Below are 24523 nucleotides of genomic sequence, written 5' to 3'. Positions count from 1 at the left end.
GTCGCCACCGGAGTCATGGACCCCGACCTGCGGGCCGCCATCGGCCGGATCGCCCGGGTGCCCCAGCTCCTGATCGCCTGCGACTACGACGGGACGCTCGCGCCGATCGTCGAGGACCCGAGCAAGGCCGTACCCCTGCCCGAGTCGGTGGCGGCGATCCGCGCGCTGGCCTCCCTCCCGCAGACCACCGTGGCCGTGGTCTCCGGCCGGGCGCTGCGCGACCTGGCCGCGCTGTCCCGGCTGCCCAGCGAGGTGCACCTCGTCGGCAGCCACGGCTCGGAGTTCGACATCGGCTTCGTCGAGCGGCTCTCCCCGGAGCTGATCGAGGTACGCACCCGGCTGCGCGACGCGCTGCGCGAGATCGCCGCGCTCCACCCGGGCATCCGCCTGGAGCGCAAGCCGGCGAGCGTCGCGGTGCACACCCGCGGCGTCGCCCCGGAGATCGCGGCCGGCGCCATCGAGGCCGTTCGCAGTGGCCCCGCCACCTGGGAGGGCGTGACCGTCACCCAGGGCAAGGAGGTCATCGAACTGTCGGTGGTCGCCACGCACAAGGGCACCGCCGTCGACCAGCTGCGCACCCAGCTCTCCGCCAGCGCCGTGCTCTTCATCGGCGACGACGTGACCGACGAGAACGCCTTCGGCAACCTGCACGGCCCCGATGTCGGCATCAAGATCGGCCCGGGCGAGACGAAGGCCGACTACCGCGTCGCCGAGCCCATCGAGGCGGCCCGCGCGCTCGGCCTGCTGCTGGAGACCCGGCGGCACTGGCTCTTCGGTGAGCGGGCCGTGCCCATCGAGCGGCACTCCATGCTCGCCAACGGCCGCACCGTCGCGCTGCTGACCCCGGACGCCAAGGTCACCTGGCTGTGCCACCCCAAGCCGGACTCGGCGGCGATCTTCGCCGACCTGGTCGGCGGCAGCCCGGCCGGCCACTTCACCGTCGCCCCGGAGCGCGAGGGCATCCCGCTGGGCCAGCGCTACCGCAGCGGCACCATGACCGTGGAGACCCGTTGGTCCGGCCTGACCGTCACCGACTGGCTGGACCTCCCGGCCCGGGAGACCACACCGGACGGCCCGGCGGTCGTCTCCGGCGACTCGACCCTGGTCCGGGTGCTCACCGGCACCGGCCGGGCCCGGATCGAGTTCGCCCCCCGGCCCGAGTTCGGCCAGGTCGCCGTGCAGCTGCAACCCGTCGGCGACGGTCTGCTGGTGCTCGGCTCGAACGAACCCATCGCGCTCTACGCCCCCGGCGTCGAGTGGGAGATCACCGCCGACGGCCCGTACGAGTCGGCCAAGGCGGTCGTCGACCTGCGGGCCGCCGGCGGGCAGGTCGTGCTGGAGCTGCGCTTCGGCACCCACAGCGTGGAGCACCACCGGGTGCCGGTGCACGAGCGGCAGGCCGCGGCCGAGCAGCCGTGGAAGGACTGGGTGGCCTCACTGAAGCTGCCCAGCACCGCCCGCGACCTCGTGGTCCGCAGCGCGCTGACGCTGCGGGGGCTCTGCCACGAGCCCACCGGCTCCATCCTGGCCGCCGCGACCACCTCGCTCCCCGAGGAGCTGGGCGGCGTCCGCAACTGGGACTACCGCTACTGCTGGCTGCGCGACGCCGCGCTGACCGCCCGGTCACTGGTCGACCTCGGCTCGACCGAGGAGGCCGAGGGGCTGCTGCGGTGGATCGACGGCGTCGTCGAGCGCACCGGTGGGCACCCCGAACGGCTGCACCCGCTCTACACCGTCGACGGCTACGAGCTGGGCGCGGAGGCGGTCATCGACACCCTGCCCGGCTACGCCGGCTCCCGGCCCGTGCGGGTCGGCAACCTGGCCAACCACCAGCTCCAGCTGGACGTGTTCGGCCCGGTCGCCGACCTGATCGCCGCCGTGGCCGACCTGCGCGGCTCGGTACGAGACACCGAGTGGCGGGTGCTGGAGTCGATGGTCGAGGCGGTCAGCCGCCGCTGGCACGAGCCCGACCACGGCATCTGGGAGGCCCGCCTCCCTCCGCGGCACCACATCTTCTCCAAGGTGATGTGCTGGATGACCGTCGACCGGGCGCTGCACGTGATGCGCCAGCACGGCGGCTCGGACCGGCCGGAGTGGGTGGAGCTGCGCGACCGCATCGCCGACAACGTGCTGGAGCACGGCTGGCACGAGCACGCCGAGGCCTACAGCGTCGCGTACGGGGACGAGGACATGGACGCCTCGTCGCTCTGGATCGGCCTCTCCGGGCTGCTCCCGGGTGACGACCCGCGCTTCCTCTCCACCGTCCTCAAGATCGAGGCGGACCTCCGGAGCGGCCCGGTCGTCTACCGCTACCACTGGGACGACGGCCTGCCCGGCCGCGAGGGCGGCTTCCACATCTGCACGGCGTGGTTGATCGAGGCGTACCTGCGGACCGGCCGGCGTACCGACGCCGAGGAGCTGTTCACGCAGATGATCGACACCGCCGGGCCGACCGGGCTGCTCCCCGAGCAGTACGACCCGCTGGCCGAGCGCGGGCTGGGCAACCACCCGCAGGCCTACAGCCACCTCGGCCTGATCCGCTGCGCCCTGCTGCTGGACAACATGCTCAAGCAGTGACCTGAGCACGGACGGCGGCGGCCGTGGCCCTCCCGGGCCACGGCCGCCGCTTTTCTGCTCCCCCCGCCCCCGCCTCTTCTCGCCGTCGATCTTGCAGTTCTGGCCCCTGGGCTGCGGGATTCGTCCGTTACGGCAGGGCAGTAAGTGCAAGATCGCGGGGTCAGGTGGGGGTTGCCGGGGACAGGGTCGTGACCACCTCGCCCAGGACCACGACGGCGGGTGGGCGCAGGTCGGCGGAGACCACGTCGGCGGCCACCGCGCCGAGCGTCGACCGGAGCACCCGCTGGCCGGTCGTCGTGCCCTCCTGGACCACCGCCGCCGGGGTGTCCGCCGGCCGGCCGTGCGCCAACAGCGCGTCGGCGATCGCGGCCAGGTTCTTCAACCCCATCAGGATCACCAGCGTGCCGCGCAGGGCCGCCAGGGCGTCCCAGCGCACCAGGGAGTCGGGCGAGTCGGGTGCGACGTGCCCGGAGACCACGGTGAACTCGTGCGCCACGCCCCGGTGCGTCACCGGGATTCCGGCCGCCGCGGGCGCGGCGACCGAACTGGTCACGCCGGGCACCACGGTCACCGGAACGCCCGCCTCCGCGCACGCCAGCAGCTCCTCCCCGCCGCGACCGAAGACGTACGGGTCGCCGCCCTTGAGCCGCACCACGGACGCCCCCGCCCGGGCCCGGTCCACCAGGATCCGGTTGATCTCCTCCTGGGTCCGGGCCGGCCCGTAGGGGATCTTCGAGGCGTCCACCAGCTCCACGTCGGCGCGCATCTCGTCCAGGAGCAGCCCGGGCACCAGCCGGTCGGCGACCACCACGTCCGCCTCGGTGAGCAGCCGCCAGCCCTTCAGGGTGATCAGTTCGGGATCGCCCGGCCCGGCGCCGACCAGGGCCACCCGACCCCCGGCCACGGATGCCGGGCCCCGTCCGGCGGTAGCGTCGCCGGACGGGGCCGGCCGGGCCTCCAGCAGCTCGCGGATCGCGTCCCGGACCGTCATCGCCCGGCGCGGGTCGCCGCCGCCGAGCACGGCGACGGTGACGGGCCCGTGCCGGGTCACCGCCGGCGTCCACGCGGTGGCCGCGTTGCGGTCGTCGGCGCGTACACAGAAGACGCGCCGCTCGGCCGCGGCGGCGCTGACCGTCGCCGCGGCGGCCGGGTCGTCGATCGCCACCTGCACCAGCCAGGCGCCGTCCAGGTCGTCGGGCTCGAACCGGCGCGGCGTCCACCGCAGCCGCCCGGCGTCGAGGTGGGCGCGCAGCGCCGGGGTCAGCTCGGGGGCGACCAGCAGGACGTCCGCACCGGCGTCCAGCAGCGCCGGCACCCGCCGGGTCGCGACCGCTCCCCCGCCCACCACGACCACCCGCCGCCCGGCCAGGCGCAGCCCGAGGGGGTACGGGTTGACGCTCACGCCACGGCCCCGCCGACCCGCTCCGCGGCGCGGACTCCGGCCCGCGCGGCGACGCGGGAGGGAGCGCCCGTCCGGCCGGTCACTTCTCCGCCACCCCGGCCGAGTCGAAGGTGGCGACCTCGTGCAGCACCCGGACCGCGCCGCTGACGACGGGCAGCGCGAGGAGCGCGCCGGTGCCCTCGCCGAGGCGCAGCCCGAGGTCGATCAGCGGGTCGAGGCCGAGCCGGCGCAGTGCCAGCGTGGCGCCCGGCTCAGCCGAGCGGTGCCCGGCGACCATGGCGCCGACCGCGTCCGGGGCGAACGCGGCGGCGGCGAGCGCGGCGGACACCGCGATCACCCCGTCCAGCAGCACCGGCACCCGGCGGGCGGCGGCGCCGAGGATCAGCCCGGCCAACGCGGCGTGCTCCAGGCCGCCGACCGCGGCCAGCACGCCCAGCGGGTCCGCCGGGTCGGGCCGGTGCCGCTCCAGCGCCGCGCGCACCACGTCGACCTTGCGGGCGTACGTCGGGTCGTCCACCCCGGTGCCGCGCCCCGTCGCGGCGGCGGCGTCGGCCCCGGTGAAGGCGGCGATCAGCGCGGCGGCGGGCGTGGTGTTGCCGATGCCCATGTCACCGGTGAGCAGGATCCCGGCGCCGGCCGCGACGAGGTCGTCGGCGACCCGGATGCCGGTCTCCACGGCGGCGCGGGCTTCGTCCCGGGTCAGCGCGGCGGTCACCGTGAGGTCCCGGGTGCCCGGCCGGACGGTGGCGTTCACCAGCCGGGGGGACGCCGGGTCGAGCGGCGCCGTGCCGTCACCGGGCGCGGCGGAGACCGGGGTGGCCACCCCCACGTCGACCACGGTGACCGCGGCGCCCGCCTGCCGCGCGAACGCGTTGACCACCGCGCCGCCGGCCAGGAAGTTGCCGATCATCTGCGCGGTGACCTCCTGGGGCCACGGGGACACGCCCTGGGCGTGCACACCGTGGTCGCCCGCGAAGATCGCCACGGCGGCGGGCGCGGGCAGCGGCGGCGGGCAGTGCCCGGCGAGGCCGGCCAGGCGTACGGACAGCTCCTCCAGGGCGCCGAGCGAACCGGCCGGCTTCGTCAGCCGGCCGTGCAGTTCCCGGGCGGCGGCCATCGCGGGCTCGTCCAGCGGTCGGATCGCCGCGATCGTGGTCTCCAGCATCATGCCTCCAGAATCTCGCCCAGTATCCGGATGAACGCGTCGGTGGTGGCCCGGTCGCGGACCGCGATCCGCAACCAGTCCGTCCCGAGGCCGGGGAAGGTGTCGCCCCGGCGTACCGCCCAGCCGCGCTCGCGCAGGGCGGCCCGGAGGGCGGCGGCGCCGGGCCGGTGGATGAGGACGAAGGCGCTGGACGGGGGCCCGACCACGCGTACGCCCGGCAGGTCGGCGAGGCGGGCCACCAGGTGGTCGCGGTCGGCGGCGAGTTGCGCGGCGATGGCGCGCTCGGCCTCGACCGCGGCGGGCGTGGCGCAGGCTGCGGCGGCCGCGAGGGCGGGTGTGGAGACCGCCCAGAGCGGCTGGACGGCGGCGAGCCGGGCCAGCAGGTCCGCCTCGCCCAGCAGGTAGCCGACCCGCAGCCCGGCCAGCCCCCACGTCTTGGTGAGGCTGCGGATCACCAGGAGCCCGGGCAGGTCGCGGCGGGCGGCGAGGGACTGCGGCTCGCCGGGGTGGCCGGGCGCGAGGGTGGTGTCGGCGAACGCCTCGTCGACCACCAGCACCCGACCGGGCCGGGCCAGCGCGGCGAGGGTGTCGGCCGGGTGCAGGACGGAGGTCGGGTTGGTCGGGTTGCCGACCACCACGAGGTCGGCGTCGTCGGGCACCCGGGCCGGGTCGAGGTGGAAGTCGTCGTGCGGGTCGAGGAGCACGCGGTCGACGGCGTGACCGGCGGCGCGCAGCGCGGCCTCGGGCTCGGTGAACTGCGGGTGCACCACGACCGGGCGGCGCACCCCGCGCAGCGCCTGGGCGAGCAGCACGAACCCCTCGGCGGCGCCGGCGGTGAGCAGTACCTCGTCCGGGGTACGGCCGTGCCGGGCGGCGACCGCTGCCCGGGCCGGCGCCGGGTCCGGATAGCGGGCCAGGTCGGTCAGGGAGGCGGCGATCGGCGCGGCCAGCCACTGCGGCATCGGCGCCCGGCGGACGTTGACCGCGAGGTCGACCAGGCCCTCGCCCACCTCCGCGTCGCCGTGGTGGGCGAGGTCGGGCCCGTCCGCGCGCGCCGGATCGTGCCCGGGACGCGCTGACGCACCGCTCGGCTGACCACGCATGTCCGCGATCCTGCCGGGAAGGCGGCGTACGGGACAGCCGATCACGGCGTGGGACGCGTCACGACCGATCGCCCGTCCGCCCGTTTATGAATTCTTCTCATTTCCGAATCGGAAATGTCATAGCTTGACCCTGTGAGCAACCGACCCCTTGCTGCCGCTGGTCGTGCCGTTCCTCTCCTCCGCGCCGGACTGATCGCCGGCATCGTGATCGCCGCCGTCGCCTATCCCGTGGTCGCCTTCACCGGGCTGGGCGCGAAGGCCACGGTGCACGCCATGGAACACAAGACCAAGCTGCTGACCACCGCACTGCCCGCAGAGACGTCCTACCTCTACGCGCCGGACGGCAAGACCGTCCTGACGATGTTCTACGAGGAGTACCGGCAGTACACGAAGCTGTCGGACATGTCCCCGAACATCCAGCAGGCCATCGTGGCCGCCGAGGACTCCCGCTTCTACCAGCACAAGGGCGTGGACCCGAAGGGTGTCGCCCGCGCGTTCGTCGCCAACGCCCGCTCCAGCGGGGTGTCCCAGGGCGCGTCCACGCTGACCATGCAGTACGTCCGGATGGCCCTGCGGGACAGCGCGACCACCCCGAAGGAGGTCCAGGAGGCCACCCAGCAGACCAGCCTGCGCAAGGTCAAGGAGATGCGGATGGCGCTGGACCTGGAGAAGGAGATGAGCAAGGAGGACATCCTCGAGCGCTACCTCAACTCCGCGTACTTCGGTCACCGCGCGTACGGCATTTACGCCGCCAGCGAGATCTTCTTCTCCAAGACCCCGAAGGACCTCACCCCCGTCGAGGCGGCCACCCTCGCCGGGCTGGTGAAATCCCCCAGCGAGTACGACCCGGCCACCTCCGACCAGAAGGACGCCACCGGCCGGCGCAACTACGTGCTGGACCGGATGACCCAGCTGGGCTACCTCTCGCCCGACGCCGCCGCCGCGGCCAAGTCCGAGCCGATCCGGCTGAAGCTCACCTACCCGCCGAACGACTGCGCGGCGATCCCCGAGAAGTACAACAGCTGGGGCTTCGCCTGCGACTACCTGAAGAACTGGTGGAGCGCCCAACCCGCGTTCGGGGAGAACCGGCTGGAGCGGATGGACAAGCTGCGCCGCGGTGGCTACCGGATCGTCCTCAGCATCGACCCGAAGGTGCAGGAGGCGGCGGAGAAGAACCTCGGCGCGGGCACCGGCAGCCCCTTCGCCAACGGCATCGTGGTCTCCGAGCCCGGCACCGGGCGGGTGAAGGCGATGGCGGTCAACCGGACGTACTCGCTGAACCTGGCGGACAACCCGCAGAGCTCCAACCCGGAGGCCGGGCCGAAGGTGAAGGCGAACTACCCGAACACGGTGGCGCCCCTGCTCGGCGGCGGTGACCTGCCGGGCTACCAGGCCGGATCGACGTTCAAGATGTTCCCGATGCTCGCCGCGCTCAACGCCGGGATGCCGCTGTCGACCTCGTTCAACGCCCCGCACCGGTACAAGTCGAACGTCTACGACGGCTGGGCACCCTCCAACGCCAGCGGCGCGATGAGCGGACAGCAGACCATGTGGTCCGGCTTCGGCAAGTCCGTCAACACGTACTTCGTCTGGCTGGAGGAACAGGTCGGCGCGGACACGGCGGTCCGGCTGGCCGAGCAGCTGGGGCTGCGCTGGCGCACCGACGTCGACCGGGAACAGGCCTCCCCCGGGAAGGCCAAGAAGTGGGGCGCGTTCACCCTGGGCGTCTCCGACGCGACGCCGCTGGAGATGGCGAACGCGTACGCGGCCATCGCCGCCGACGGCCGCTACTGCGAGGCGATGCCCGTGCAGGCGATCATGAACCGGGACGGCACCCCGACGACGTACGCCACCGCGTCCGGCATCACCCGCGAGGTCGCCAAACCGCGCTGCCGGCAGGTGGTCAACGCGGACGCCGCGCGCGCCGCCACCGACGCGGCCCGCTGCCCGACCGGCGACACCCCGGCCCGCGGGGGCTGCGGCGGCTGGTCGACGGCGGACAGCGTCCGGGGCACCGTCGGACGCCCGGTGGCCGGCAAGACCGGTACCACGGACAGCACCCGGTCCGCCTGGTTCGTCGGCTACACGCCGGAGCTGGCCGCGGCGAGCTTCATCTCCGACCCGGACAACCCGTTCAACGCGGTCGGTGACGGACAGTCCCAGATCCCGATCGCCGCGGTCGCCGAGACCCTGCGCGACGCCCTCAAGGGCAAACCCACCCGCCAGTTCAACCCACCGTCGGACGCGATGGTCGGCTGACGGGCCCCGCCCGGCCCGCCCGCGCTGCCCGACCCTGTTGATCAAGAGGTTCGCGTCGGAATCCGCGCGATTCCTGACGCGAACCTCTTGATCAACTGCACGGTGGATGGCGGGGAGGCCGGCCCGGGGTGGAGGGTCAGCGGAGGTCGGCGGCCACGAAGGACCAGAGCTCCAGGTCGACGCGCGCGCCCCGGACGTAGCCGGCGTTGCGGAGCAGGCCCTCGTAGCTGAAACCGGCCTTCTCCGCCACCCGACGGGACGCGGTGTTGCCGGGCGCGACCCGCAGCTCGACCCGCTGGAACCCGTGCTCCAGGATCAGCGCGATGGCCACCGCGTCCACCGCCTCCGCCGCCAGGCCGAAGCCCCGGGCGTGCGGCGCCATCGCGTACGACACCTCGGTGAGCCGCGCGCCCCAGTCGGTGCGCCGCGTCCAGAGGCAGCCCACCAGTTGGGCGTCCTCCCGGCGGACCACCCCGTAGTGGTCGCCGTCGCCACTGTCGCGGCGCTGCCGGGCCAGGTCGGTGCACCAGGCGTGCCCGTCGATCGGGCCGGAGTCGTCGGCCAGCGGCAGCCACCGCCGGGTCAGCTTGTCGGCGAAGATCTCCCCGGCCGCCGCCGCGTCCGTAGCCACGAGCTGCCGCACCTCGGTGCGCGGCGTCGAGACCGTCAGGGTAGGGAACCGGCGTACGGCGATCTGACCGGTCACGCCGGCACCCCGTCCGGGTCGGCGTGCACCGCCTCCGGGGCCGGGTCGCCCAGCGCCGCCGTCACCAGCCGCGTCGCGATCTCGGGGTAGCCGGCCCAGTGCAGGGTGAGCTGGGACGCGTGCACGTTGCGCCAGACGAAGCCCTCCGGTGCCCCGCCCGACCACGTCCACGCCGCCCGCTGGCCGGCACGCGGCGTGAGCACCGCCCGGTGCTCCTTGTGCCCCACCAGCACCGCGCCCTGGGCGGCCACCACGCTCTCCGTGGCGGCCGTCGCCTCCCGGTAACCCACGACCAGCCCGTCACGGGTGGCGCCGACCGCGTCCAGTACGCCGCACATCGGCAGCCCGTCCAGCTCCCGGGCGAGCCAGAGCAGGCCGGCACCCTCGGCGATCACCGGCCGCCCGGTGCGGGCCAGCTCGGCCACCGCGATGCAGAGCTTGCGGTTGGCGGACAGCTGCTCGGCGTACGACTCGGGAAGCCCACCGCCCACGACCAGCGCGCGGGTGCCCGCGGGCAGCGCCTCGTCCCGCAGAGGGTCGACGATGACCACCTCGGCGCCGGCCGCCCGAAGCAGCTCGGCGGTCTCGGGCGGGCTGAAGCTGCCGCCGGGCGCGCCGGCCAGCGCCACCACCGGAGGCGTCGCCGCGGTCACCGGAGCACCCAGCACGTCCCGCGGCGACCAGGCGGTGGCCGGCAGCGGCGGCGCGGAGCGGGCCAACCCGAGCAGCCGGTCCAGGTCGACCGTCGCGGCGACGGCCTCACCCAGCCGGCGGACGGCCCGGTCGCCCTCCGCGGACCCGCCGATCGCCGGCAGCACGCCCAACCGGCGGCTCGGCAGCACCGGCGGCAGGTCCTGGCGGCGCAGCGCACCGTAGACGGGCACGTTGATGTCGTCGAGCGCCTCGCGGAGCATCGCCTCGTGTCGGGACGAGGCGACCCGGGTGAGGATCACCCCGCCGAGCCAGAGCTGCTCGTCGAACGACCGGAAGCCGTGCACCAGGGCGGCCGCCGACTGACCCATCGCCGCCACGTCGACGACCAGCACCACCGGGCTGCGCAGCGCGGTCGCCACCGCGGCGGTCGAGTCCCGCTCCGGGTGGCCGGTGACGCTGTCGTAGAGGCCCATGCTGCCCTGGACCAGGGCGAGTTCGGCGCCTTCGGCACCGTGCGCGAGCAGGGGCGCGAGCCGGTCGGCGCCGACCAGCCGAGGGTCCAGCGAGCGACCCGGGCGGCCGGCGGCCAGCCCGAGGTAGGCGGCGTCGACCTGGTCGGGCCCGAGCTTGAACCCGGCGACCCGCAGGTCGCGGTCCCGGAGCGCGGCGAGCAGCCCGATCGCCAGCGCGTTCTTGCCGTGCCCGGAGGACGGCGCGCTGAACACCAGGCGCGGCACGACGGTCATCATCGACTCCTCGTGGGCGACGGGGGACGCGGCGGAGGACCACAGCAGCGGTCCGCCCGGTGACCATACCGGTCCGGACGGACGGACGAGCACTGCCGCAGGGGCCTGTCGCGGGTCCGCTACCGGGCCGTCGCGGACAGTGGCTCCCGTCATACGAGTAGCCTCTTGGCTGTGTACCGGTTCCTGCTGAGCCCGCGCTGGCTGGGCATTCTCGCGCTGACCCTGGTCGCCGCCGCGGTGATGGTGCTGCTCGGCAACTGGCAGCTGGACCGCTACCGGGGCCGCACCGAGATCAACGAGCGCATCGACGCGGGCCAGCGGATGGCGCCGGCCCCCCTGCACGACGCCCTGACCGCCCCGGCCGGTGGGGCCGGCACCACCGGGCCGGCGCCGGCCGAGGAGAAGGTCTGGACCCGGGTCACCGTCACCGGGCGGTACGACCCGACGAACACCGTCCTGGTTCGCGGCCGGACCGTGGACAGCAAGGTCGGTTTCGAGATCCTCACCCCGCTGGTGCTCGGCGACGGCACCGCCGTCCTGGTCGACCGTGGCTGGATCCCGCCGGCGCCCGGTGGGGCGACCGCCCAGCCGCAGGTTCCCGCCGCGCCCACCGGTGACGTGACCGTGGTGGGCCGGGTGCACGAGACCGAGAGCGGCTCGGGCGCGGTCGACCGACGCGACGGCCGCCTGGAGACCCGACGGATCGCCGTGCCACGGCTGGCCCGTGAGCTGCCCTACCCGGTCTTCGGCGCCTACCTGCTGCTGGACGAGCAGACCCCGGCCGCCGACCCGACGTTCGTCGCGGTGCCGGTGGGCCACACCAACAACTGGCAGAACTTCGGCTACGTGGTGCAGTGGTGGCTCTTCGCCGGGATGACGCTCGTCGGCTATGGCTGGGCGGCCCGCCGGGAGGCCCGCCGCGCGGCGGGGATCGAGTCCCGACCCGCCGACCGCGCCGCCGAGCCGGCACCGACCGGCGGGGCCTGACCCGTACGCCCGCTGCCGGCGCGGCTCCGGATGCCGCTCGACGTGCGGGGTGACGGCGCCGGCCAGGGTCAGCCGCCGGACGGGCCCGCCTGGATGGCCCGCACCGCGTCGATGGTGTCCGCCTCGGCGGCCGACTTGTCGTCGCGGTAGCGCACCACGCGGGCGAACCGCAGCGCCACGCCGCCCGGGTAGCGGGAACTCGTCTGCACCCCGTCGAAGGCGATCTCGACGACCTGCTCCGGGCGCACCCGGACCACCCAGTCACCGCGCTCCACGGCCAGGTCGAGGAACCGTTCGGTCTGCCAGCGCAGCAGCTCGTCGGTGAGACCCTTGAACGTCTTGCCGAGCATGACGAAGCCGCCGGTGGCAGGGTCGCGGGCACCGAGATGCAGGTTGGAGAGCCAACCCTTGCGCCGGCCGCTGCCCCACTCGACCGCCAGCACCACCAGGTCGAGTGTGTGCCGGGGCTTGACCTTGACCCAGGCGGCACCTCGCCGGCCCGCGTCGTAGGGCGCGTCGGGCGCCTTGACCACGACCCCCTCCTGACCGGCGGCGAGGGCCGCGGCGAACGCGGCGGCGGCCTGCTCGGGCCCGTCGACCTCCAGCCGGCCGACCAGCAGCGACTCGTCGACCGCGCCCGCCAGCGCGGCCCACCGCTCGCGGCCCGGCAGGTCGATCAGATCCTCGCCGTCGAGGTGCAGCAGGTCGAAGAAGTAGGGCGTCAGCACCGCCTGGCCGGTGGTCTCCGCCGCGGCCAGCACCGCCGGCGCCACCGGGCTGCGGCCCGTGCTGCTCGGCGTGACCCGGCGCGCCGCCCGGCTCGACGTCTGCTGGAACGGCAGGGGGCGGCCCGTGGCGTCCAACCCGATCGCCTCACCGTCGAGGACCAGCTCCCGGCCGGGCAGGGCGCGCACCGCGGCGACCACCTCCGGCACCCGGGCGGTGATGTCGTCGAGGCTGCGAGTGAAGACCGCGATGTCCGATCCGGACCGGTGCACCTGGATGCGGATGCCGTCGAGCTTGACGTCGACGACCGCCGGGGTGCCCGTCGCGGCGAGCGCCTCGTCCACCGAGGGCGCGCTCTGGGCGAGCATCGGCGCGAGCGGACGCCCCACCCGCAGACCGAACCCGGCCAGCGCCGCGGCGCCACCGTCGAGCGCGGCCACCGCGACCTCCCGCAGGTCACCGGCGAGCAGCAGCGCCCGCCGCACCGCGGTCACCGGCACGTCGGCGGCCCGGGCGATCGCGTCGGCCAGCAGCCCGAACTGGGCGCCCTGTCGCAGCTCACCGCTGAACAGGCCGGTCAACAGCCGCTGCTCATCAGCGGTGGCGGCGGCGTAGAGCCCGTTCAGCAGGGCCCGCCGACGGGCCTGCGAACCGGCGCCGCGCACCCCGGCGATCTCGTCGATCGCCGCGTCGACCGCGGCGACGGTCAGCGTCGGCTCGGTGGCCGGCGGCGGCAGGTCGCGGAGACTGGCGTAGCCCACCCCGGTCTGCCGTTGGCGCAGCTCACCCGCGAGCCAACCGGCGCCGGCCGGCACTTCGGCCGGGTCGAGCGCACGCAGCGCACCGGCCAGCAGCTCCACCTTGGCCCGCCGGCCGCTGGTGGCGGCCACGGCGGCGGAGGTGGCTGCCAGATCGAGGAACCGCACGATTCTCATCCTGCCAGCCACCCCCGACACGACCAGGCCATTGCCGCGCCCAGCCACCGGCGCCGTCGGGCGCTGCCGGACCGCCGGAGCGCCGCCGGCACCGTCGATCACCCGGTGGAACAGGCCGGCCCGGGCGGTCAGGCCGACACCGGCTCCTCGATCCGCAGCCCACGCGAGCGGACCTCGTCGGCGACCCGGGTGAGCATCGAGTCGAGTGAGACCAGTGCGGCGGAGAGCTCACCGAGCTGTTCCTTGAGCGTGTCCTCGGGCCACGCGGAGACGTCGACGTCCCCCAGAGCGCTGACGGCGGCCTGCAACCGGGCCATCACCTCGTTCGTACTCATGTTCGAAAGGCTATACCAGCAGCCCGGACGACACGCCGCAAAGTCCAAAATCGACCGGGGCGTTATGGTTTCGACACCTAGCCGCGCGCCGCCTCGGCCACCTTGGCCAGCAGCAACGCCTCGGCCAGGCACACCTTGGCGAACTCGCCCAGGTGCAGGCTCTCGTTCGGCCCGTGCGCCCGCGCGTGCGGGTCCTCCACGCCGGTCACGAGGATCGCCGCCTGCGGGAACATCTCCTGGAACGTGGCGATGAACGGGATCGAGCCGCCCACCCCGATGTCGACGGGGTCGGTGCCGTCCCAGGCGGTACGGAAGGCCGAGCGGGCGGCGTCGAACATCGGGCCGGTCGCGTCGATGACGCACGGGTCACCGTCGTGTTCGAACGTCACCGTGACCTGGGCGCCCCACGGGGCGTGCTTCTCCAGGTGCGCGCGCAGCGCCGCGTACGCCCGCTTGGGGTCGTCGCCCGGCGCGAGCCGTACGCTGATCTTGGCCTTCGCGGCCGGCACCAGCGCGTTCGGCGCCTCGCCGGTGGCCGGGGCGTCGATGCCGAGCACGGACAGGGCGGGCTTGGTCCAGAGGCGGTCGGTGATCCGGCCGGTGCCGATGAACGAGACGCCCTCGGCGAGCCCCGCCTCCGCGCGCACCCGCTCCTCCGGGTAGTCGACCGTGGCGCCCTCCCGGCCGACCAGACCCTCGACGGCCACGTCACCGGCGTCGGTGTGCAGGGTGGCGAGCAGCCGGACGAGGGTGGTCAGCGCGTCCGGCACGGCGCCGCCGAACATCCCGCTGTGCACGGCGTGGTCCAGGGTCCGGACCTCGACGAAGCAGTTGACGATGCCGCGCAGCGAGGTGGTCAGCGCCGGTACGCCGATGTCCCAGTTCCCGGAGTCGGCGATCACGATGACGTCCGAGGCGATCTCGTCGCGGTGGTCGGCGAGCAGCTGCTCCAGCGAGTCGGAGCCGTACTCCTCCTCACCCTCGATGAACAGGACCACGCCGACGGGGAGGCGGTCACCGTACGCGCGCAGCGCCGCGATGTGCGCCATGATGCCGGCCTTGTCGTCGGCGGCGCCCCGACCGTAGAGGCGCCCGTCGCGCTCCACCGGCTCGAACGGGTCGGACTTCCACAGCGACAGGTCGCCGACCGGCTGCACGTCGTGGTGGGCGTAGAGCAGCACCGTCGGCGCACCGGGCGGCGCCGCCTTCTTGCCGATGACCGCCGGCTGCCCGCCGGACCGCGCGATCGTGACGTCGAGGCCGCAGCCGCGCAGCAGCTCGGCCACCGCCTCGGCCGAACGCTCGACGTGCGAGTGGTCGAAGCCCTCGAAGGCGATGCCGGGGATGCGGACGAGGCGTTCCAGGTCGGCGCGTACCCCCGGCAGTTCCCGCTCGACGGCGGCCCGGACCTCGGACTCGGACATGATCGGAGTGGTCATGACCGGCATCGTATGCCGGCCTTACGTGCCGAGGTCGGCCCGGTCGGCGGAAACCCGGCGCGGCCAGCGGAGACGCGCGTAGTACCGGGTGCGGTCGTGCGGCAGCCCCGGCGCGCCGTCGATCACGAGGTCGGCGCGCTCGGCCGTACCGTCGGCGGCGAAGTGGGCCGCCTCCCCGGCGTGCCAGCGGCGCAGCTCCGGCAGGATCGCCGGCCCGTCGCGGTCGACCGCGCGGGCCAGCCGCAGCGGGGCCGGCGCGGTGACGAAGACGGCGAGCGTCAGCTCCGGCGCGACCGCCGCGCGGGCCGCGCTCACCCCCTCGACGATCAGCACCGGGCCGACCGGGACCGGCAGCGGATCGGGCAGGAACGCCCGGCGCACCCAGCTGTACCGGCGGTAGGCCCCGGACCGCCCCGCGCGGATCGGCCCGAGAACCCCCTCCTCCAGCCGGGGCCAGAAGGTGAGCTGGTCGTCCCAACCGTCGAGCAGGTCGTCGGTGCGGACCACCGGGGGGCGGACGCCGGTGGAGCGCGCGACGGCGTCCGCGAGGTGCGTCGCGAACCGGCTCTTGCCCGCGCCGCTCGCCCCGTCGACCGCCACCAGTCGGGTACGCCCCAACCGCGCCGGACCGGCCAGCACCCGCCCGGCCAGTTCGGCGTACGGCTCGACGACCGCCACCGGGATCACCGTCCACCCTCGCCCCATGGCCGGGCCGTCCGCGCCCTCCGGGCCGGCGATCGTCAGCACCTCGCCAGTATGCCGCCCGGGCCGGCCGAACCCGTTAGGAGTACGACCTACCGCGCGACCGATCACGTCCGGGGGATTCGTGTCCCCCACCGGCGTCCGCGTACCGGTTCAGGAGGCGGGCCGGGGGTGCGCTGGGCATGATCGGGAGGTGCTCCGTGACGTGATGAGCCCCGGTGTCGAGGCCCTGCTGGAACAGGCCCGCTCCGGGCTGAACCGGTTGACTCCGCACGAGACCGCCGAGGCGGTACGCGGCGGCGCGTTGCTGATCGACACCCGTACCGACCGACAGCGCCGCGAGCAGGGCGACCTGCCCGGGGCGATCGTCATCTGCCGGACGGTGCTGGAATGGCGGCTGGACCCGGCCAGCGCCTGGCGGATCCCCGAGGCCACCGGGTACGACCGGGAGATCGTGCTGGTGTGCCGGCACGGCTACAGCTCCAGTCTGGCCGCGGCGAGCCTGCAGGCGCTGGGGCTGCGACGGGCGACCGACATGATCGGTGGCGTGCAGGCGTGGGTGGCCGCCGGCCTCCCCCTGTCCGAAGCCCCCGCCGACGTCCGCCCCTGACGCCGCCCCGCGCACCACCCCCTGTTCCCGCCGATCATGCAGTTGCGGTGCCTACATCGTCCACAATGGCGAATTTCGTCACCCACCACAACTGCATGATCGACCGCGGCGGGGCGGGCGCGGGGCACCGCGCGGCGGGGTCAGGTGGTCGGGGCTCCGGGTGGGATGAACGGGAGGTTCGCGGGCGGTCCGGTTTCGACGAGGCGCCACAGCGCGTCCGTGTCGAGGTGCTCCTCGACCAGGTCGCCCAGCAGGTCGAGGGACCGTTCCCGGGCCGCCGCGAACGACGTGTCCGGTGCGACCCGGAAGCCGTGACGTCCGGCCAGCCGGGCCGCGTCGGTGAGGAACCGTCGACGGAACCCGTCGGACTCGAACGTCCCGTGCCAGTGCGTGCCGTGGACCGCGCCGACCACCGCGCCCTCGCCGGCGCCGTCCGCGTCGGTCAGCAGCGGGGTGAGGCCCGGGTCGGCCGAGGAGACGTACCCGTGATGGATCTCGTAGCCACGGACCGGCACGTCGCCGACGGTGCCCGCCGACTGCCGGACGGTCTTGCGCGGGTCGAAGGTGATCTCGACGGGCAGCAGGCCCAGGCCGGGGACGCTGCCCTGGCGGCTCTCGACCGGGTCGTGGATCACCCGGCCGAGCATCTGGAAACCACCGCAGATGCCGAGCAGCGGCTTGCCCGCGCCGACGTGGGCGAGCACCGCGTCGGCGAGCCCGGTCTCCCGCAGCCAGGCGAGATCCGCCACGGTCGACTTGGATCCGGGCAGGACGACGAGGTCGGCCGCGGCCAGCTCGGCTGGCTCGACGGTCAGCCGCACCCGCACCCCCGGCTCGGTGGCGAGGGCCTCGACGTCGGTCGCGTTGCTGATCCTCGGCAGTCGGACGACGGCGACGTCCAGCCACTCGGTGCCGTACGGGGCGGCGGGCCGGCCGAGCACCCGCCCGTACGCGAGGGAGTCCTCGGCGTCCAGCCAGAGGTCCAGCGACCAGGGCAGCACACCGTACGTCGGTCGCCCGGTGACCTGTCGCAGCATGTCCAGCCCGGGGCGGAGCAGCCCGAGGTCACCCCGGAACTTGTTGATCACGAAACCGGCGACCAGCGCCTGGTCGGCCGGGTCGAGCAGGGCCACCGTGCCGAACATCGACGCGAACGCCCCGCCCCGATCGATGTCGCCGACGACGATGGTGGGCAGTCCGGCGTGCCGGGCCAACCCCATGTTCACGTAGTCGCCGGCCCGCAGGTTGATCTCGGCGGGGCTGCCCGCGCCCTCGCAGATCACCACGTCGTACGCCTCGCGCAGTTCGGCCAGCGCCGCGTACGCGGTCTGCGCCAACCGGGGACGCAGCTCGCGAAAGGTGCCGGCGGTGACCGTGTCCACCGCCTCGCCGAGCAGCACCACCTGGCTGGCGAGGTCACTGCCCGGCTTGAGCAGCACCGGGTTGAAACGCAGGTCCGGGGCGAGCCCGCAGGCGGCCGCCTGCATGGCCTGTGCCCGGCCGATCTCGCCACCGCGCCCGTCGGGGCCGACCACCACCGCCGAGTTGTTCGACATGTTCTGCGCCTTGAACGGCGCGACCTTCACACCCTGGCGGTGCAGCCAGCGGCAGATGCCGGCGGTGAGCACGCTCTTGCCGGCGTCGGAGGTGGTGCCGGCGACCAGCAGACCGCCGCTCATCGCCGCCGCCCCCGCCCGGTCGCCGCGAGTGCCGTCCGCACGGTCCGGCCGCCGACGGCGGCGACCAGGCGCCCGGCGGTCACCGGGTAGGCGGCCGCCACGGCCAGCGAGGCCAGCCCGACCGCGCCGGAGATGCGGGCGGCCCGGCCGAGGTGCCGCGCCTCGGGGCGTGGGCCGTCGCCGAGGAACGGCCGCACCTCGGACCGGCCGAAGTAGATGTTGCGCCCGCCGAGCCGTACGCCGAGCGCCCCGGCCATCGCCGCCTCGCACTGGCCGGCGTTGGGGCTCGGGTGGTCGTTGCGGTCCCGCCGCCACACCCGCCAGGCGCGGCTCCGGTCGCCGCGCCCGACCGGCGCGAGGGCGACCGTCAGCAGCCCGGTCACCCGCGCCGGCACCAGGTTGAGCGCATCGTCCAGGCGGGCGGCCGGGGTGCCGAACCGGGCGTACCGCGGCGAGCGGTGCCCGACCATCGCGTCGAGGGTGTTGGCGGCCCGGTAGCCGAGGAGACCGGGCAGGCCGGCCACCGCACCCCAGAGCAGTGGGGCGACGACCGCGTCCGACGTGTTCTCGGCGACGGACTCCACGGTCGCCCGGGCCAGTTCCGGCTCGTCCAGCGTCGAGGGGTCCCGCCCGCAGAGGTGGCCGAGCCGTTCCCGGGCGGCGGGCAGGTCGCCGTCGCGCAGCGCCCGGCCCATCACCTCGGCCTCGTGGCGCAGGGTCCGCCCGCCCAGCACCGTCCAGGTGCCGGCGGCCACCAGCGCCGCCCGCGCGACCGGCCGGTTCCGGGTGGCCACGGTGGCGGCCGCCCCGAGCAGCACCGGGAGCCCCACGGCGACGGCCGTGAAGGCCGTCCCGGCGGCACGATCCGGGCGGTAGACGCGCCGTTCTAGCGCACCCGCGGCGCGGCCGAAACCGGCCACCGGGTGCCATCGCCGTGGATCACCGAGCAGCCGGTCCAGGGCGTAGCCCGCCACGAGACCCGCCGCGTTCGCCACCGGCGCCGACCGCCGCACGCGCACCACCTCCGGCCGGCCAGCCTAGACGGCGTGCCGACACGTGGGGTGACGACGGTCAGCGCCCGCCGCCACCCCACCCCCGTCGCGCCGGCCGAACGCGGTCACGCCGGTTGCGGCACCCGCCCACGACCCCGCCGCCCGCGACCGGCCGGGGCCTGGTCGACCGGGGGCTGGTCGACCGGGGCCTGGTCGCGCACCGGGTCGAGCTCGTCGCCGTCCGCGGGCTCCCCGGACTGCGGCGCCAACTCGTCGTCGCCCAGCCCGTCGCCGCCCACCAGGTCGTCGCCGCTGCCCAACTCGTCGTCGCCGGCCGGGTCCTCGGCACCGTGGAACGCCCGGGCGAACGGGTCCCGGTGCCGCTCCGGCAGGTCGTCGCGCCCACCCCGGTACGCGTCGGACAGCTCGAAGTCGTCGTCGGGCGGACGGTTGTCGGGCAGCGTGGGGGCCTGCTCGTCGGGCACCGGCTCCGTCGGCTCGCCGTGGACCCGGCGCTCCGCCTCGGCGTCCTCGACCGCGCTGGTGGTGGTGCTCGGCCGGTTACGCAGGAAGCGGGCCCGACCCCGGGACAGGTCGTGGCCGACGGCCACCGCCTCCAGCTCGTAGAGCGTGCGGTGGTTGCCGGCGTCGTCGGTCCAGTCGCGGGTGTAGAGCCGGCCGCAGACCACCACCGGGTCACCGACCATCACCGAGGCGGCGACGCCCTCGGCGAGCTTCCGCCAGCAGTTCACGCGCACCCGCAGGCTGTTGCCGTCGACCCACCGGCCGCTGTCCCGATCGAGCCGCCGGGCGGTCGAGGCGACCTTGAAGTTGGCCACCAGGGTGTTGCTCTGGGTGGTGCGCCGCCACTCCGGCGCGGTCAGCACGTTGCCGACGATCGTGACGTACGTGTCGAACATCGTCCCTCCAGGGGCTGTCGGGGCTTGCCATCGCGAGTCGACTCGGGGCCGAGCCTGGCCCGTGGCGACGGTCCCGCGCCACCACCTCCACCCGGCCTGTGGACGACCGGAGCGCCTGTGGACAACGCCCTGATCAAGCTCACATCTGCTACGGAGGCGGTTCCGGATCCGGTCCGGCTGGGTATGGATTCGATCAACGCACCGCCGAGAGCAGATCAACGCACCGCCGAGAGCAGCACGTCGAACGAGGGGACAACGCTCATGATCACGACGACCACCGGCCCGACCCGCGTCCCTGGTCAGGTGCGGCGATGAGCGCCGTCACGAACCCGGCGACCGTGGCCGAGTGCCTGCGGATGGGTGCCGGCTTCGCCCAGGGCGACCGGAACTGGATCGTGGAGCAGTTCGCCACGCTGGACGCCCGGCTGGCCGCCTTTCACGCCGACGCCACCGAGCTGGAGGTGTCGGTCAAGGACCGCAATGCCCGTGGGCAGAAGGTCACGCTGGAGTGCTGGATCGCCGGTCGGCAGAAGATCGTGACCACCTCCTCGGAGGAGGACCTGCGGGCCGCGCTCAACGACGCCCGGGACGACCTGCGCCGGCGGCTCAACGACGCGAAGACCCGGCAGGAGCCGCGGCACAACAAGCACGTACGGGAGATCGGCCAGCCGGCCGGTGACGCCGCGCCGCTGCCCGACGAGTCGGCCGTCGACCCGCGGCGGGCCGACGCGGAGACCGTCTGACCCGTACGCTCGTGGCCCCCGCCCTCAGGTGCGGCGGGACGGGGGCCGCGACGGCCCTGGCGTTCGGGGCTACCGCCCGGTAGCCGGCCGGCGTACCGTCGCCTTCGTGGAACCGGACGTGCTGGGCCCGCCCTTCGAGCGGCACACCATCGACCTGGGCACCGACGACGAGGGCCCGGTGATCGCCACCCTGGTCCGGCGCCGCGCCGACCGCCCCACCGGCCGTGCCGTCCTCTACGTGCACGGCTTCGTGGACTACTTCTTCCAGACTCATCTGGCCGACTTCTTCGCCGAGCGGGGCTGGGACTTCTACGCGCTCGACCTGCGCAAGTACGGTCGCAGCCTGCTCCCCCACCAGACCCCGAACTTCTGCCGGGACCTCGCCGACTACTTCCCCGAGCTGGACGCCGCCGCGGAGATCATCCGCACCGAGGACGGGCACGACACCCTGCTCGCCATGGGCCACTCCACCGGCGGCCTGCTCCTCTCGCTCTGGGCGCACGCCCGACGCGACGCCGGGGTCGTCGACGGCCTCTTCCTCAACAGCCCGTTCTTCGACATCAACGCCCCCTGGGCGGTGCGGCGCCCTCTCGCGGCCGCCGTCGCGCGCCTGGGCCGCCGGGCGCCCCAGCGGGTCCTTCCGTTCGGCCTCGGCACCGTGTACGGCGAGAGCATCCACTCCGACCACCGCGGCGAGTGGAGCTACGACCTGAGCTGGAAGCCGCTCGCGGGTTTCCCGGTCCGCGCCGGCTGGCTCGGCGCGATCCGCACCGCCCAGCGGCAGCTCCGCGCCGGTCTGGACATCCCGGTGCCGGTGCTGCTCGCCTGCTCCACGCGGTCGTTCAAGGGCCGGAGCTGGCACGAGTCGGCCGGCCTCGCCGACGCCGTCCTGGACGTCGAACACATGGTCCGGTACGCGCCCCGCCTCGGCCGCCACGTCACCCTGGCCCGCTTCGACGGCGGAATGCACGACCTCACGCTCTCCGGTCCCGCCGTACGCGAGAAGGTCTTCACCGAGCTCGGCCGCTGGGCCGAGGCATTCCTCGGGGCGGGCCCGACCGCCCCGGCCCGCGACGCCGCGCCGGCGATCCCGGCCCGCCGGGCGGGCGCCGCGGAGGCCGCCGAGGCCGACGCGACGTCGACGGGCGGCTGACCCGGGCGCGGGGAGCCGGGCTCGGCTTGCCGACGCGGCGGCGCCACTCGTCGCCGGCCTCGCGCCGCCCTGGCTCAAGCCCTCGCCGCACAGGTCAGTCCGCGCTCGGCCCGCCCGACGGAAGGACCGACCGGATCCGGTCGAAGGTCGCCACCGGATGACCCCCGTTCATCGCCGGCAGCACCAGGCCCAGGCAGTGCAGGGCCAGGTCGCCGTCGCCGTCCGACTGCACCCCGAAGACCGGCGCACCGACGTAGCCGGCCGGCAGTTCGGTGGTGATCCGCACCCCGTCGGCCGCCCGAGTGACCCGTTCGATGGCCACCTCCAACGGACGCCCGCCGTCCTCGCGTACGCCATGCGCCAGCACGAACGCCGACCCGGCCGTGGCGTCGAGTCGGCCGATCACCGCGGCGTCCGCCGCGATGGCCTCGATCACCGGCTGGGTCCGCCACGCCCAGCCCGCCTCGCGCGCGTACCCGTGCAGGTCCCCGGTCGGCAGGAACGCCACCCCGAACTCGGGGCGGTGGATCCACCCGCCGGTGTCGCCGGCGAGGGGCAGGGCGTCCGGCGCGACCCCGGCCGGCTCGGTGATACTCCCCCGCAGCCCGAGCTCGCCCGCTTCGTCGCTGGTGAGGGCGTCGGCGGTCAGCAGGAACTCGGCGTCCCCCGAGCGGAAGAAGAAGGCGGTGCCGCCGTCGCGGTCGTCGCCGATCCGGCGGTACGGCAGGATGGCCCGCCCGACGACCTGGCAGAGCTCGTAGGCGACATCGTTCTCGACGTCGGGGTCAAGCAACACCCGGCCGAGGGTACGCGCCACCACGGCCGAGCCACCGCGATGCGGTCGGCACCCGTTGCCTCGATCAGCCGGCGGGCGGGCGGTACCCTTCTGGCGCGACATTCACGCCACGCGCCCGTAGCTCAGCGGATAGAGCAGGGGACTTCTAATCCCAAGGCCGCAGGTTCGAATCCTGCCGGGCGCACCCACCTCACCGCAGGTCAGCCGAGGAGGTGCTTCGCGGCCCCCACCCGCGCGAGGAATGGGAATGACGATGAACCACCACGACGGTGAGGTCCTGGGCGTTCCCGCACCGGCGTGGATCGTGCATCACCCACGATCTCGCCCGCCTATGTTCCGCTCTCGTCAGCCCTTGCGAGGTCGGCGAGACGGATGACGTCTTGCTCGTCGCGGGGGCTCTCGACGAGCGGGACGGGCTTGGGGCCGCGGTAGGCGGCCCGGCCTGGTGCAGGGTCGTCAATGAGGTCGATGAGCGGGCGCACAGCGTCAGCGGGCTGCTGGCCCAGGAGCGGAGCCAGGATCGCGGCAGCGAACTTCATGCCGGCGCCGACATCGCCTGCCAAGCCGGAACGGACCAGGCGGGCTGGACCCCAGGTCACGTAGCTGAGGTCGGGATTTTCTCGCGTGGCGAGGATGCCGAGCAGCTCGTTGGCTCGCCGCTGCTGCGCGTTGGACTTGCCGAATGTGAATCCCTGCGTCAATTCGGGATCATCGAAGTCGATCGCGTCCGCCCTGGCTCCCGGCACAGAGGTGTTGACGACGACCGGGCGACCGGCCGCTCGAAGCTGCTCGGCGAGGCCGGTGACCAGGATGTACTTGGAGAGGAAGAACAGCGCCCAGGACGCCTCATGCCCCTCAACGGTGGCGTGACGGCGACTGCGGATGAACGAGGCGGCCAGCACCAGGGCATCGATCTGCTCGTGGCGGGCGGACAGGTGTGCGACGACGCCACGACTGTCGGCGAGAAGCGACAGGTCCGCGGCAACGAACTCCGCCCGATCGGCAGCGGACGGGTCGCCGAGGGCGGAGAGCAGCCCGTCGAACTTCGCGCGACTGCGGCCGATGACGACCACACGGTCGCCTGTTGTCAGGAAGTGGCGTGCCAGCGCCGCTCCCATCCCGTCCGTGCCTCCAGTGATGACGATCGTCCTCACGACCACTCCCCATTGCGGAACCGATGTTCCGCTTCACTCTAACACCCAAGAGGAACACTGGTTCCGTTTTGGTATCATCAGCAGATGGTCCGGGAGCGCAGACAACGACGCGATGCCGTCGCCAACCGCGCCCGGATCATTGACGCCGCCGCACGGGTCTTGCGGCAGGAAGGGATGGGCGCGGAGATGCGCCAGATCGCCGCAGCCTCCGGCGTCGGCATCGGCACCCTCTACCGACACTTCCCCACGCGAGACGACCTCGTGCATGCAGTGACCGGCACTGACCTCGCCGCCCTCGCCGACGCCGGTCTCCCCGTGGGCGGGACCGCGGCTGACGCTCTGCGCGAGTTCTTCACCGTCGCCATCGCCCAGCTCGCCGACAACAGGGCGATGGTCGATGTCCTGACCACCGGCTCACCGGCCGACGAGGACGTGCAACGGTGCATCGCCCACCTCACCCGGGTCGGCCAGGATGCCGTCGACCGAGCGCGCCACGATCACACCCTCGCCGCGGACGTCACCGCCAGCGACATCGCCTACCAACTGATGGGCCTGACCCGTGTCGCTCAACTACTTCCCGACGCGGCCCCAGGCACCGTCAGCCGGCACGTGGAACTCGCCATACGCGGCCTCATCGCATCTGACGTTGCCAGGTCCTCCAGAGCAGACGCGACCTCGCCATAGCCTCCCGGCGGCGCGCCTCGAGTTTCCCTCTCGCCGAACCGCCGCCGTAGACGCAC

General features: G+C 74.2%; 20 protein-coding genes, 1 tRNA gene and 1 pseudogene. 8 read left to right on the top strand and 14 right to left on the bottom strand.

Features of this window, described 5'->3' with window-relative positions:
- Positions 1 to 15 precede the first annotated feature (15 nt).
- Positions 16 to 2577, top strand: coding sequence for a trehalose-phosphatase (gene otsB / locus GA0070620_RS27960; protein WP_091599472.1), 2562 nt, complete (start codon positions 16 to 18; stop codon positions 2575 to 2577).
- Positions 2578 to 2737: 160 nt separating this feature from the next.
- On the opposite strand, the gene cobA is transcribed toward otsB, so the two are convergent.
- From cobA to cobC, 3 genes are all read right to left on the bottom strand, one after another.
- The gene (gene cobA / locus GA0070620_RS27955; protein ID WP_091595772.1) at positions 2738 to 3979 is read right to left on the bottom strand and encodes a uroporphyrinogen-III C-methyltransferase; all 1242 of its coding nucleotides are present in this window, start codon (positions 3977 to 3979) and stop codon (positions 2738 to 2740) included.
- Between the two features lie 79 nt (positions 3980 to 4058).
- Positions 4059 to 5144 carry a nicotinate-nucleotide--dimethylbenzimidazole phosphoribosyltransferase gene (gene cobT / locus GA0070620_RS27950; RefSeq protein WP_091595770.1) on the bottom strand — a complete coding sequence of 362 codons (1086 nt, stop codon included), beginning with the start codon at positions 5142 to 5144 and terminating at the stop codon, positions 4059 to 4061.
- Positions 5144 to 6247: an Rv2231c family pyridoxal phosphate-dependent protein CobC gene (gene cobC, locus GA0070620_RS27945; RefSeq protein WP_091595767.1), complete on the bottom strand. Its 1104-nt coding sequence runs from the start codon at positions 6245 to 6247 to the stop codon at positions 5144 to 5146. The genes cobT and cobC overlap by 1 nt, the downstream gene beginning before the upstream one ends.
- A 132-nt stretch (positions 6248 to 6379) precedes the next feature.
- Between cobC and GA0070620_RS27940 the strand changes: the two genes are divergently transcribed.
- Complete coding sequence (locus GA0070620_RS27940) at positions 6380 to 8506, top strand: transglycosylase domain-containing protein (protein WP_091595765.1); 2127 nt, start codon at positions 6380 to 6382, stop codon at positions 8504 to 8506.
- A 136-nt stretch (positions 8507 to 8642) separates the two neighbouring features.
- Here GA0070620_RS27940 and GA0070620_RS27935 read toward each other — a convergent pair whose 3' ends face one another.
- Positions 8643 to 9212: a GNAT family N-acetyltransferase gene (locus GA0070620_RS27935; protein ID WP_091595763.1), complete on the bottom strand. Its 570-nt coding sequence runs from the start codon at positions 9210 to 9212 to the stop codon at positions 8643 to 8645.
- On the bottom strand, positions 9209 to 10612 hold the full coding sequence (locus tag GA0070620_RS27930; protein WP_091599469.1) for a cobyrinate a,c-diamide synthase: 1404 nt from the start codon (positions 10610 to 10612) through the stop codon (positions 9209 to 9211). Before GA0070620_RS27930 ends, GA0070620_RS27935 begins: the two co-directional genes overlap by 4 nt.
- Positions 10613 to 10777: 165 nt before the next feature.
- On the opposite strand from GA0070620_RS27930, the gene GA0070620_RS27925 reads away from it, so the two are divergent.
- Entirely contained in the window at positions 10778 to 11599 is an 822-nt protein-coding gene (locus tag GA0070620_RS27925) for an SURF1 family cytochrome oxidase biogenesis protein (protein WP_172836517.1), read from the top strand.
- A gap of 68 nt (positions 11600 to 11667) precedes the next feature.
- On the opposite strand, the gene GA0070620_RS27920 is transcribed toward GA0070620_RS27925, so the two are convergent.
- From GA0070620_RS27920 to GA0070620_RS27905, 4 genes and pseudogenes are all read right to left on the bottom strand, one after another.
- Positions 11668 to 13260 (bottom strand): ATP-dependent DNA ligase, encoded by a 1593-nt coding sequence (locus GA0070620_RS27920; protein ID WP_172836516.1) that lies wholly within the window; start codon positions 13258 to 13260, stop codon positions 11668 to 11670.
- Between the two features lie 128 nt (positions 13261 to 13388).
- Positions 13389 to 13595 (bottom strand): hypothetical protein, encoded by a 207-nt coding sequence (locus GA0070620_RS27915; protein WP_091595757.1) that lies wholly within the window; start codon positions 13593 to 13595, stop codon positions 13389 to 13391.
- 77 nt (positions 13596 to 13672) lie between these two features.
- Positions 13673 to 15019: a dipeptidase gene (locus tag GA0070620_RS27910; protein WP_197677665.1), complete on the bottom strand. Its 1347-nt coding sequence runs from the start codon at positions 15017 to 15019 to the stop codon at positions 13673 to 13675.
- Positions 15009 to 15718, bottom strand: a pseudogene (locus tag GA0070620_RS27905) (uridine kinase family protein); the annotation flags it as partial. The pseudogene GA0070620_RS27905 and the gene GA0070620_RS27910, both read right to left, overlap by 11 nt.
- Before the next feature lie 226 nt (positions 15719 to 15944).
- On the opposite strand from GA0070620_RS27905, the gene GA0070620_RS27900 reads away from it, so the two are divergent.
- Positions 15945 to 16346, top strand: coding sequence for a rhodanese-like domain-containing protein (locus GA0070620_RS27900; RefSeq protein WP_091595755.1), 402 nt, complete (start codon positions 15945 to 15947; stop codon positions 16344 to 16346).
- A gap of 140 nt (positions 16347 to 16486) precedes the next feature.
- Here GA0070620_RS27900 and GA0070620_RS27895 read toward each other — a convergent pair whose 3' ends face one another.
- From GA0070620_RS27895 to ssb, 3 genes are all read right to left on the bottom strand, one after another.
- Complete coding sequence (locus GA0070620_RS27895) at positions 16487 to 18025, bottom strand: cobyric acid synthase (protein ID WP_091595753.1); 1539 nt, start codon at positions 18023 to 18025, stop codon at positions 16487 to 16489.
- Positions 18022 to 19038: a cobalamin biosynthesis protein gene (locus GA0070620_RS27890; protein ID WP_091595751.1), complete on the bottom strand. Its 1017-nt coding sequence runs from the start codon at positions 19036 to 19038 to the stop codon at positions 18022 to 18024. Before GA0070620_RS27890 ends, GA0070620_RS27895 begins: the two co-directional genes overlap by 4 nt.
- A gap of 104 nt (positions 19039 to 19142) precedes the next feature.
- Complete coding sequence (gene ssb / locus GA0070620_RS27885; RefSeq protein ID WP_091595749.1) at positions 19143 to 19937, bottom strand: single-stranded DNA-binding protein; 795 nt, start codon at positions 19935 to 19937, stop codon at positions 19143 to 19145.
- Positions 19938 to 20248: 311 nt separating this feature from the next.
- Between ssb and GA0070620_RS27880 the strand changes: the two genes are divergently transcribed.
- On the top strand, positions 20249 to 20680 hold the full coding sequence (locus tag GA0070620_RS27880) for an HPF/RaiA family ribosome-associated protein (protein ID WP_091595747.1): 432 nt from the start codon (positions 20249 to 20251) through the stop codon (positions 20678 to 20680).
- 106 nt (positions 20681 to 20786) lie between these two features.
- A complete protein-coding gene (locus tag GA0070620_RS27875; RefSeq protein ID WP_091595745.1) occupies positions 20787 to 21833 on the top strand; it encodes an alpha/beta hydrolase in 1047 nt (348 codons plus the stop codon).
- Positions 21834 to 21927: 94 nt separating this feature from the next.
- Here the strand turns inward: GA0070620_RS27875 and GA0070620_RS27870 are convergent, their stop codons facing one another.
- On the bottom strand, positions 21928 to 22629 hold the full coding sequence (locus tag GA0070620_RS27870; protein WP_091599463.1) for a hypothetical protein: 702 nt from the start codon (positions 22627 to 22629) through the stop codon (positions 21928 to 21930).
- 111 nt (positions 22630 to 22740) lie between these two features.
- On the opposite strand from GA0070620_RS27870, the gene GA0070620_RS27865 reads away from it, so the two are divergent.
- Positions 22741 to 22813 (top strand) — tRNA-Arg (locus tag GA0070620_RS27865).
- A 145-nt stretch (positions 22814 to 22958) separates the two neighbouring features.
- Here the strand turns inward: GA0070620_RS27865 and GA0070620_RS27860 are convergent.
- Positions 22959 to 23783: an SDR family NAD(P)-dependent oxidoreductase gene (locus tag GA0070620_RS27860; RefSeq protein ID WP_157741720.1), complete on the bottom strand. Its 825-nt coding sequence runs from the start codon at positions 23781 to 23783 to the stop codon at positions 22959 to 22961.
- 84 nt (positions 23784 to 23867) lie between these two features.
- Between GA0070620_RS27860 and GA0070620_RS27855 the strand changes: the two genes are divergently transcribed.
- Positions 23868 to 24467 (top strand): TetR/AcrR family transcriptional regulator, encoded by a 600-nt coding sequence (locus GA0070620_RS27855; protein ID WP_091595741.1) that lies wholly within the window; start codon positions 23868 to 23870, stop codon positions 24465 to 24467.
- Positions 24468 to 24523 lie beyond the last annotated feature (56 nt).

The sequence above is a fragment of the Micromonospora krabiensis genome (assembly GCF_900091425.1).
Lineage (GTDB): Bacteria > Actinomycetota > Actinomycetes > Mycobacteriales > Micromonosporaceae > Micromonospora > Micromonospora krabiensis.
Note: the sequence above shows the minus strand (reverse complement) of the source record. Positions and strands in the feature narration are given on the sequence as shown.

What these genes read in the sequence shown, in the direction of transcription:
- otsB (WP_091599472.1), top strand. Translation starts at nt 16, where the DNA reads ATGGACCCCGACCTGCGGGCCGCCATCGGCCGGATCGCCCGGGTGCCC.
- GA0070620_RS27855 (WP_091595741.1), top strand. Translation starts at nt 23,868, where the DNA reads ATGGTCCGGGAGCGCAGACAACGACGCGATGCCGTCGCCAACCGCGCC.
- GA0070620_RS27880 (WP_091595747.1), top strand. Translation starts at nt 20,249, where the DNA reads ATGAGCGCCGTCACGAACCCGGCGACCGTGGCCGAGTGCCTGCGGATG.
- GA0070620_RS27895 (WP_091595753.1), bottom strand. Translation starts at nt 18,025, where the DNA reads ATGAGCGGCGGTCTGCTGGTCGCCGGCACCACCTCCGACGCCGGCAAG.
- GA0070620_RS27910 (WP_197677665.1), bottom strand. Translation starts at nt 15,019, where the DNA reads ATGTCCGAGTCCGAGGTCCGGGCCGCCGTCGAGCGGGAACTGCCGGGG.
- cobC (WP_091595767.1), bottom strand. Translation starts at nt 6,247, where the DNA reads ATGCGTGGTCAGCCGAGCGGTGCGTCAGCGCGTCCCGGGCACGATCCG.
- ssb (WP_091595749.1), bottom strand. Translation starts at nt 19,937, where the DNA reads ATGTTCGACACGTACGTCACGATCGTCGGCAACGTGCTGACCGCGCCG.
- GA0070620_RS27915 (WP_091595757.1), bottom strand. Translation starts at nt 13,595, where the DNA reads ATGAGTACGAACGAGGTGATGGCCCGGTTGCAGGCCGCCGTCAGCGCT.
- GA0070620_RS27920 (WP_172836516.1), bottom strand. Translation starts at nt 13,260, where the DNA reads ATGAGAATCGTGCGGTTCCTCGATCTGGCAGCCACCTCCGCCGCCGTG.
- GA0070620_RS27930 (WP_091599469.1), bottom strand. Translation starts at nt 10,612, where the DNA reads ATGACCGTCGTGCCGCGCCTGGTGTTCAGCGCGCCGTCCTCCGGGCAC.
- cobT (WP_091595770.1), bottom strand. Translation starts at nt 5,144, where the DNA reads ATGCTGGAGACCACGATCGCGGCGATCCGACCGCTGGACGAGCCCGCG.
- GA0070620_RS27900 (WP_091595755.1), top strand. Translation starts at nt 15,945, where the DNA reads ATGAGCCCCGGTGTCGAGGCCCTGCTGGAACAGGCCCGCTCCGGGCTG.